The 7,037-nt window shown below is 38.4% G+C and carries 9 protein-coding genes; 8 read left to right on the top strand and 1 reads right to left on the bottom strand.

The features are described from left to right. Positions 1 to 19: 19 nt before the first annotated feature. Complete coding sequence (locus NST12_RS16745) at positions 20 to 439, top strand: DUF5348 domain-containing protein (RefSeq protein WP_341102535.1); 420 nt, start codon at positions 20 to 22, stop codon at positions 437 to 439. A 503-nt stretch (positions 440 to 942) separates the two neighbouring features. Here the strand turns inward: NST12_RS16745 and NST12_RS16750 are convergent. Beyond that, complete coding sequence (locus NST12_RS16750; protein WP_341102538.1) at positions 943 to 1,161, bottom strand: helix-turn-helix domain-containing protein; 219 nt, start codon at positions 1,159 to 1,161, stop codon at positions 943 to 945. A 106-nt stretch (positions 1,162 to 1,267) separates the two neighbouring features. Here NST12_RS16750 and NST12_RS16755 point away from each other — a divergent pair, with 106 nt between their 5' ends. The 7 genes from NST12_RS16755 to NST12_RS16785 all read left to right on the top strand — a co-directional run bounded on the left by NST12_RS16755 (position 1,268) and on the right by NST12_RS16785 (position 7,036). Continuing rightward, positions 1,268 to 1,525 carry a helix-turn-helix domain-containing protein gene (locus tag NST12_RS16755; protein ID WP_341102542.1) on the top strand — a complete coding sequence of 86 codons (258 nt, stop codon included), beginning with the start codon at positions 1,268 to 1,270 and terminating at the stop codon, positions 1,523 to 1,525. A gap of 139 nt (positions 1,526 to 1,664) precedes the next feature. Further along, positions 1,665 to 1,838, top strand: a complete 174-nt coding sequence (locus NST12_RS16760) for a hypothetical protein (protein WP_341102545.1) — start codon at positions 1,665 to 1,667, stop codon at positions 1,836 to 1,838. Positions 1,839 to 1,884: 46 nt separating this feature from the next. Beyond that, on the top strand, positions 1,885 to 3,426 hold the full coding sequence (locus NST12_RS16765) for an S-layer homology domain-containing protein (protein ID WP_341102547.1): 1,542 nt from the start codon (positions 1,885 to 1,887) through the stop codon (positions 3,424 to 3,426). An 81-nt stretch (positions 3,427 to 3,507) separates the two neighbouring features. Next, positions 3,508 to 6,102, top strand: coding sequence for a PKD domain-containing protein (locus tag NST12_RS16770; RefSeq protein ID WP_341102551.1), 2,595 nt, complete (start codon positions 3,508 to 3,510; stop codon positions 6,100 to 6,102). Positions 6,103 to 6,166: 64 nt separating this feature from the next. Further along, positions 6,167 to 6,331, top strand: coding sequence for a hypothetical protein (locus tag NST12_RS16775; protein WP_341102553.1), 165 nt, complete (start codon positions 6,167 to 6,169; stop codon positions 6,329 to 6,331). Positions 6,332 to 6,347: 16 nt separating this feature from the next. Further along, on the top strand, positions 6,348 to 6,506 hold the full coding sequence (locus NST12_RS16780) for a hypothetical protein (RefSeq protein ID WP_341102556.1): 159 nt from the start codon (positions 6,348 to 6,350) through the stop codon (positions 6,504 to 6,506). 365 nt (positions 6,507 to 6,871) lie between these two features. Continuing rightward, entirely contained in the window at positions 6,872 to 7,036 is a 165-nt protein-coding gene (locus tag NST12_RS16785) for a hypothetical protein (RefSeq protein ID WP_341102553.1), read from the top strand. Position 7,037: the final 1 nt, after the last annotated feature.

Consider the following 7,037-nt stretch of genomic DNA (forward strand, 5'->3'; position numbering starts at 1 on the left):
TTTAATAGGAGGAATTTATATGTCTAAAGAATTGAGGGGGTTACTTCAAGCAAGTGAGGATTTGAGGCACAATTTAAAAAAGTTTTTAGACAAATACGAAGCTGCAGCAGAGAACATCTCACTTTCATCTTTATCGTTGGAGGAAAGAAGTGATTGTGTCACTTTATATCAAGTGCAGGATATTCTTTTCGATGCTTATATCCTTTTAAAAAATTTGGACAAGCCCGTTAAAGCAGAAGGCTATTTAGATAAGCAAAAAAATGGCCGTTATGCAATTGGTGATGTAGAACTGACTAGTGGCATGTATGTAGAATATTTTTCCGATGAAGATGGGGGCTATTATGTTCCTAGCCGATTGGAGCATAATGGGGATGATTACTACATTGTAGAATTGGGAAAAGACAGATCAATTGAAGGACTAAAAGTGCGTATAAAATAAATTGATTAGAAATTAAAACCACCCTGCGCCGTCGTAAAAAAGGGTGGTTTTAATAATAACGAACATCTACAACTACTGTTTGACTACCAATAAAAAATGAGAGTTTTATGAGATTTTCATGCAACTTTTATGAGATTTTTTTGCAACTTTTATGAGATTTTTTTGATACTTTTTTGGTACGGAAAACAGAAAAAAATCTGCTATTATGATAGTGTGAGATAAAAAGGAACACGGCTTAAAGGGCTATGTTCTTTTTTTATGCTAATCAAAAAGGGGATGATAAAAATGAAATGATTGATGATGTTTCAAAAAATCCAGTAAATTGCCGCAATGATTCTCAAACAGTTTCCGATTCAATTATGCGTGGTACTCAATTTTATTGAATAGCAGTTGAGTGAGTCCTGTGTCAATGACCATGAAAAACACGACAGTGAGACTACAAGTTGCTTTTTTATTGGAATATTTCAAAGGAAGTAGCAACGGAGGGCTTGTTCCCTTCGTTGCTATTTTCGTGTTGGATCATCCGAACGTCCTACTAGATAGTCGAGTGAAACATCGAAAAAGTCGGCAAGAGTGACGGCTTTTGAAATGGGCATATCGCTTTTGTCACTTTCATAACGCTGTTCTTGCCTAGTGGTGATATTAAGTAATTTTGCAATGTCACTTTGAGTTAGCTCTCTCGAAACTCTTAATTCTTTAATTCTTTCGCCTAATGATGCCATAGAAAAATCCTCCAAAAAAAATGTTGACACGACATAAAACGTCGCATATAATGAACTTATAAAACGACATTAAATGTCGTTTGACTTTAAAAATGAGTGGTGGTACATGACAACATATTTGAAAAAAATACGTGAGAATTTAAACTTTACTCAAGAAGATGTGGCTCAAGCAATCGGAACTACGATCCGGCAATATCAACGGATAGAAGCCGGCTTGAGCTTCTGCAACCGAGAAAAACTCAACAAGTTAGAAGATTTCTTCCAACTACCTCAACGAATTTTGTTTGCTCGGAATTATGAGGAGATTCCAAGTTATTATCGTGAGTTTCTTAACTACTGTAAATATAAAGCATTGTTCGAGTAAAAGAAAGGGGGCTTCGTTGGGGGTTTGCAGAACAAAATGAAAAAAATTTAAAATATATTGATTATACAATTATATAATTGTATAATAAAGATACATCAAGGGGATTGCATAATAAATAATAAATCGGGAGGAATAGAAAGTGGTAAAAGCAGACGTAAAATCAGTTCTTATAGAAGAACTGAAAAGACTGCAATTTTACACCCATAAAGGAGAGCCTATTGAAAATTTATCTACTGATGAATTGAAACAGTTAGTAGCTACAGCCCGATTGAAAGAGGATTTAGTGGAACATATCACCAATATAGGTAGATAGTTGTGTATAATGAAATTAATGGTATCTTTTTAAGGAGGCGTTTGAATTGAAGAAAAAGAGTTTTGTAGGAGCTTTGGCATTTGCGACTTTTTTAACGGGTGCTATACCTGCTGTTGGGGCGAGTGCAGCTAATACAGACTTTCGAGATGTTCCGAAAAGTTCATACGCTTATTCGGATATTGAGAAATTAGTAGAACGTGGTGTTGTCACTGGCTATTCTGATGGCAAATTTCATCCAGATGAAAAGGTAACAAGAGGACAATTTGCTGGCATGGTTGCTAGAGCGTTGAAGTTACCAAAGGGAACGAGTCGTTTCAAAGATGTTCCAGAATCGAAGGCACTTTATGATGAAATTAGTCGTGCTGCGAGTGCAGGAATTGTTAAGGGGACAGGTGGTAAATTTAATCCTGATCTTCCTGTGACACGAGCCGATATGGCTGTCATGTTAGATCGGGCGATGAATCTGAAAGGGAACTTCGAGGAAAAGGGAAATTTGAAGTTTAAGGACAAAATTCCGCCTTACGCTTTGGAATCTGTTAAACGGATGGTTCATTACGGAATCATTAAAGGAAAAACCAACGGTACCTTTGCACCGAGCGAGAAAGCTGATCGTGCTTCTTCCAGTGTTTTGGTGAGCCGGGTGCTGCAAGTCTTAGAAAAAAATGGAACGAAACCAAGTAATCCAGGAAGTCCATCAACACCGGCGCCAACGAATCCAACCGAACCGAGCAATCCGACAGGTCCATCTACACCAACGAATCCAACTGAACCAAGCGATCCAACAGGTCCATCTACACCGTCGAATCCTTCGGATAAAGTGCCTGATTATGTCAATATGTCATTGGCGCAACTTCATGCAAAATATGGAGACTGGACAATAGTTCGAAGAGTTGACGGTGTGGCCCGGGGAGGAGGAGTCGTTGCGGAAGATTTGCTGAAGGATTACTATAATGAATTGCATCAATCGAAAGACGCTTATAAAAGCATACCTGATCCTGAAACTTATCTAAAAAAACGAACTGAAAATTTGAAACCTGAAAAAACTCTTATAAGCGCCCATTATCCTGATTATGAGGTCATTAGTTTTAATGGAAAAGCGTACAAAGATTCGGAGCTTTGGATGGATGGAGCAGTAGATAAAGTTACAGATGTTGTTCTTCCAACACAACCAAAAGAAGAAAATCAATATCTAATTGACTTGCATATTCCTTATACGCAGTTTGGTGTATATGGACACGATAAGGTGACAGTCGGGCAAGTTCAACCAACCTATATAAAATCTGGTGTAGTGATGGTCGATGTCAAGGGGTTGTTTGCCCAAGTGCCAACTGTCACGGTGTCCAATGATGGCAAAACTGTTCGATATAATGGAACCACGATTCAACTCACACCAGGAAGTAATGAAATTCAAGTAAACGGTGAATCCAAAACTTTATCTGTCAATGTAGAAGCAAAAAATGGAACCATTTATGTTCCAGGACGAGAGTTTGCGAATGAATTAGGATGGTATACTCGCTATATTCCTATTTTTAAACGTTTGGAATTTTCTACTTATTCGTTACCTCAGTATGAAGGATTGACAGAATAAGTGAATCTATACAAAACGAAGAGAGCATAGCCAAAAGGCTGTGTTCTTTTTTTGTTCTTAAAATGAAAGAGGGGGGAGTGAATGAAGTACAAAAAAATTTATTCGATTCTATCTCTTTTTAGTTTGATTTGGTTTTTGTTTCCAAATGCTAAAACTCTGGCATACGTGATTCCAAATCTGGATTATGACGGAATGAAAAAAGGCGAGAAATACACGATAGATTTTCCTGTTACAAAGGATTATTACTATCATGATACATGGCCTGTGTTTCTAAGTGGAGACAAAATTTCTCCTACTGCCACACCAAGAGGATACATGATGCTGCAAAAGCCGCAAAATCCTGCTTTGAGTAACTTAGGAAGAACGTTTGCGTATCCGGATTTGGTAAGAGATTGGGCATTAGTTTTCAACGGAAATCCTGATTTTGTAGAAAATTTTTTTTATAATGGTGGTTATTATACGCTTACAAATCAAAAAACGAAGAGAGAATACCTTCGTGCATATTCGAGAGATATTGCTAGAGAGTCTGGGGCCAACATTTCAATGGGTTCGTTTGGAATTCCAGACGGAAAAGGTGGAACTAAAGGATATGTTGTGGTTACACCAACGCCATACCCAAGTGGTCAGATTTCGGTTCCTTCCACTGTAAATGCAGGTGATAGCGTCAGTATTGACCTTAGTGGGCAAGAATTTAGTCCGTATCGAGATTATATTGAATGGAATTTTTCCATCAACGGTCAAAGTGTTCAAAATAGTACTGTCTACTCGTCAACCTTTAATAAAACAGTTTCCAAAACTTTTACTCAGCCGGGAACCTATACATTAAAACTGACGGTCACGGATGAAGTAGAAAGAACCACTACTGTTCAAAAAACCATTACGGTTAAGAGCAGTAGTAGTGGCGGTGGAAGTGGTGGAGGAGGAACGCCTCCAAGTGATGGAGGTGGCGGAAGTAATCCATCCAATCCTCCAGAAAAGCAAACCTTTTATATCACTGTTCGCCATGTAGATTCCGATACTGGTCGAGTGCTAAGTTCTAAAACAGATGCAATTCAAGAAGGAAACTCTTATAGCTATTCGAGTTATCCAAAAGGATATTTTAAGGATTCACAAGGTAACCCTTATGTGCCATCCCCAGAAAATCAGTATTATAGTGGGGTCGCGGATCAAAATAAGACCATTACTTTTACTTATCGCGTATCGCTTCCCGATCCAAGTACCGTGGTGAAAAAGCCTGGTAACGGGGAAGAATTGACCGGGTATATTTTTTGGGAATTGAGAAGAGACAAACAAAACGAGGCATCAAAGGTGTACATCGAAAGTAAATTTCCGCCGGTCGGAAACTACTATGCCATGAGGAATTACCAACTTGAAGTAAAAGGAAATGGATTTGACAAAACTAGTACCAATCCTAATACTCCAGTATCTTTGATGGTGGACACTGACAAATTTAAGGATAATCCAAAAATTGATTATAACGTGAAGTTTGAGTACACCAACTACTATCATAAGAATTATGTTTGTACGGAAAACCAAGGAGGCGAATGCTTCAGATGGGAGTACACAGGAGATACTCCGGCGTGGGAATACGCCCAAACTTTTTCTTTAGCAGACTGGTATAGTCAAAACGGAGGAAAAAGTGGTGGACTTTCTCTGACAGTTGATCCAATGCAGCATAATTCTGTGTATGTAAATACTATTGAGGACTTAGCGAATAAACAATTTCCGGTCGGAAAAAGAGCCGATTGGGATAATCGGAATAGCAATCCGGTAGTGGAAAAAACGTATTATGAAACGTTTGAGAAGGCTACAAACTCTAAAGTGGATTCTATGTACAAACTGAAAACTCAAACCCATTTCCCTATAGCACCGGGGCCAATCACGTATAAAGTAGAGTTGCCTTCTGGTCAGCAGCAAAATTCTAATTATCAACCTTTTATAAAAGAGGGAGCTTACGGTTCTTATTTTCCAGTTGATTTAGATGAAAGTCTAAAAGGTCTGTATCCTAATAATACTGTTTGGAAGTATGGAAAGTATGCCATACCATTGCAGCAAGTTGAAATGAAAGATCAAAAAATGGATGGGAAAAAGCGACAATATGAAGTGGACATCACCAGTGACTTTCTTTTTGTATCCAAGCATTTAGGATATTTAGGGTCCTATCCTCTTGCCAAAGATGCTAAGAATCATTATGTGACAGATAGTAAGCTTCCATCCAAAGAAGAAATGGCAGGTACGGTCAAAGAACAAATGAAGGACAACTTTAAAAAAGAAACGGGGCAAACTTTTGATGATGAGGTTTTGACAAATCAAGATACACCTCAATACTATGTTCCGGTGGATGCTAAATCGCCTTTAAAACCGAAACAAGTTTATGAAAACAAAGTTGTTCTAAGCAATATGGGTTTAAATGATTTAAACCTTGTTTTTGGCCAAAAATTTTCTTTTGACCATTATCTCCTGGGAGCGATTGAGGATGACGCTTTTGTGGTGGAACAACGGAACCCAAGAGTCAACATCAAAAATTATCCTCATAGCTTAACCATTACACAAGATCAGGCCAAAGAAATAAGAAAGATCACAAGAGAACGGCCTGGAGACTTTTTGTTCGGTTATAGAGTAACCGATCGAGATTTTTATCAAAAACTGCAAAAAATAATAAATCTAGGTTTGTAAATTGAGAAGAGAACATAGCCAAAAGGCTGTGTTCTTTTTTATGCCTTGAAAGGGGGTGAAGTTCTTGTCAGAACATAAAGGGGCTATTCTTTTGGTGGTGGTCGCTATCGTGCTTTTCGGTATTTTCGTGGCTTTTTCCACGGGAGTCGTTCAGCCGTTGGTAGGTAAAATTGGTGCTAATTTGAACACCATGGTGACGAATGTCTTCTCCGGAATCGGAGTGAATTAATATAGGAGGAGGTTAGATGTCAGAACACAAAGGTGCTATTTTTCTAATGATTGTTTCGCTAATCATTTTTGGGATTTTAGCTGCTTTTTATTCAGATAATATGCCAAACATTATTGACACTCTTGGAGGTGGATTTAGTCAAATGATGACCAATTTGTATGGGAATGGAGGCTAATCTTTTGGTTTGATCACTCTCAAAAGAGGGAGGTGTGATACTTGGATGGAGGTAAAGAACCTTCATGGTGGTTAGTGGGATTCGGTATCGCGGTTTTTGGTATTTTCGTGTTTTTTCTACATTCTAAGGGGGCATCCAACCCTTGGGGTAAGTAAAATTAGGTGAATTTAAAGGAGGTGATTGAAGTGATCGCTCATAAAGGAGCCATTTTACTCGTCATTGGAGCGAGTGCTGTTGTGACTTCTCTTCTAACAATTGGAAATAGAAAAGACTGTATTTATGAAGGATCGTCTTTACAGGAATAGGGATTGAATCCTTGTTCTTTTTTATGCCTTGAAAGGGGGCCTTGAAAGGGGGTGAAGTTCTTGTCAGAACATAAAGGGGCTATTCTTTTGGTGGTGGTCGCTATCGTGCTTTTCGGTATTTTCGTGGCTTTTTCCACGGGAGTCGTTCAGCCGTTGGTAGGTAAAATTGGTGCTAATTTGAACACCATGGTGACGAATGTCTTCTCCGGAATCGGAGTGAATTAAT

This window comes from Bacillus sp. FSL W8-1127, from assembly GCF_038006725.1.
Lineage (GTDB): Bacteria > Bacillota > Bacilli > Bacillales > DSM-4216 > Bacillus_O > Bacillus_O smithii.

Excerpts from the sequence above, each read along its gene's own strand:
- NST12_RS16745 (WP_341102535.1), top strand. The coding sequence starts at position 20 with ATGTCTAAAGAATTGAGGGGGTTACTTCAAGCAAGTGAGGATTTGAGG.
- NST12_RS16750 (WP_341102538.1), bottom strand. The coding sequence starts at position 1,161 with ATGGCATCATTAGGCGAAAGAATTAAAGAATTAAGAGTTTCGAGAGAG.
- NST12_RS16755 (WP_341102542.1), top strand. The coding sequence starts at position 1,268 with ATGACAACATATTTGAAAAAAATACGTGAGAATTTAAACTTTACTCAA.
- NST12_RS16770 (WP_341102551.1), top strand. The coding sequence starts at position 3,508 with ATGAAGTACAAAAAAATTTATTCGATTCTATCTCTTTTTAGTTTGATT.
- NST12_RS16780 (WP_341102556.1), top strand. The coding sequence starts at position 6,348 with ATGTCAGAACACAAAGGTGCTATTTTTCTAATGATTGTTTCGCTAATC.